This window comes from Staphylococcus sp. HMSC062H10 (assembly GCF_001836945.1).
GTDB classification, from domain to species: domain Bacteria; phylum Bacillota; class Bacilli; order Staphylococcales; family Staphylococcaceae; genus Staphylococcus; species Staphylococcus aureus.
Window position 1 is genome coordinate 1 of sequence record NZ_KV830936.1, and the last position, 1,542, is coordinate 1,542.

A 1,542-nucleotide genomic window follows, 5' to 3' on the forward strand; every position below is an offset into this window, starting at 1 on the left:
TTGCCCTAAGATTTTATAAAATCTTAGGGCAAGTCAGCTCAATATCTAAATAACTAAAAATACAATATAAGTTAAAGTTTTCGCATCACTTCTTGGTATACCTGCTTTAACAAAAGCATTTTCAACAGCTGATTTCGTAGACTTATCTAACCTATCAATTGCATTAGACATCTTTCTTGAATATTTTTTTACTAGAACAGCATGTTTTCTACTTAATGGTTTAATGATCCAAGATATAGCAGTTCCACCATGTCTCAAAGAAGGTGATAGAGCCTTAATAGCTTTTAAAGTTGCACCGATAGGACCTCTAGGAGTAGGCTTATTTGAGTTTAAAGTCATAGAATTATTAGCAAATACTGAAGAATTTAAAGCACCTTCTTGTTTTGCTAGTAAAACATCATTATCAAAATTAGGATTAAAAGCTCTTTGCTCATCTAGAAACATTTTAAATCCTTCATCATCTCTAGATAAAACTTCCCAAATATATTCTTGTCCTTCTAACAATTCATTGAATTCTACATTATCATTTTCTACTGTTTTAACAACTTCCTTATTTTCTGCAGCATGAACTACAGGTTCAAAACTAGAAAATAATAATGCAGTAGATGTTAGTACCAAAGTATTTTTAATAAAAAAACTTTTTAAATTCTTCATATGACTTTTATCCTCCAATTATAAATGTTAAAATTTTTTATTATTAAATATTATATACATAAAAGGAATTAAATTCATTATGAAAAAAGTAAACAAAGAGTACTTATTGAACTTTATAATTGTAACGTTCTTACTCGGAATAATAATCATACCTATATCCGTATTAGTATTCTCAATACCATTTTTTAGCATAATAGGTTTCCAATCATTAGCAGATAATTTAAATATAAGTTCTTTAATAACAATAAATTGGTATTCAAATAATATGTTTTATAACATTGGCTATATTGCATTATTCTTTATAGTAACTTATCTAATATTTATTTTTCTTGAACTTTTTATAATATTTTTACATATAAAATACAAAAAGAAATTTAATAATATTATCTTATTCATATTCTTTATAACTGCTAATATGATCGTATTAAACTTAATAATTTTGAAGATTTTCTACAACATTCATATAAACTTATATTTTCAAATTTTCATTTATTCTTTATGCTTCTATCTTTTATTTACTCATAAAGAGATTTACAAAATATTTGAAGAAAATAAAAGTAAAAAATAAAAAAAATAATCTCTCAAAAAGTTTTCTCGGCATAAAAGTACCTCTAACTTTTATACATAAAGTCATGAGCATAAGGGAAAGTGCCACCACTTTTATATTTTGGCAGACCCATAACGTGGTGAACTCGGCAGTGCCGAGTTATTTTTCCTAGAAAAAAAGTGACATCACTTTTTTAACTCATATGTATAAAAACCATAACGTTATGTATACATACAGGTTACGTATACATATACTTTATGTATATAAAACATACACAAAAGACATGCATCATACACATCAATTTTTTTAAAAATACATGTCTTTTTGATATATATTTTTTT

The 1,542-nt window shown here is 25.2% G+C and carries 1 protein-coding gene; it reads right to left on the bottom strand.

Translation table 11 applies throughout. The annotated features are described in order from the left end of the window. Positions 1–45: 45 nt before the first annotated feature. A complete protein-coding gene (locus HMPREF2658_RS00020) occupies positions 46–654 on the bottom strand; it encodes a hypothetical protein (protein WP_000793183.1) in 609 nt (202 codons plus the stop codon). Between the last annotated feature and the right edge of the window lie 888 nt (positions 655–1,542).

Excerpts from the sequence above, each read along its gene's own strand:
- HMPREF2658_RS00020 (WP_000793183.1), bottom strand. The coding sequence starts at position 654 with ATGAAGAATTTAAAAAGTTTTTTTATTAAAAATACTTTGGTACTAACA.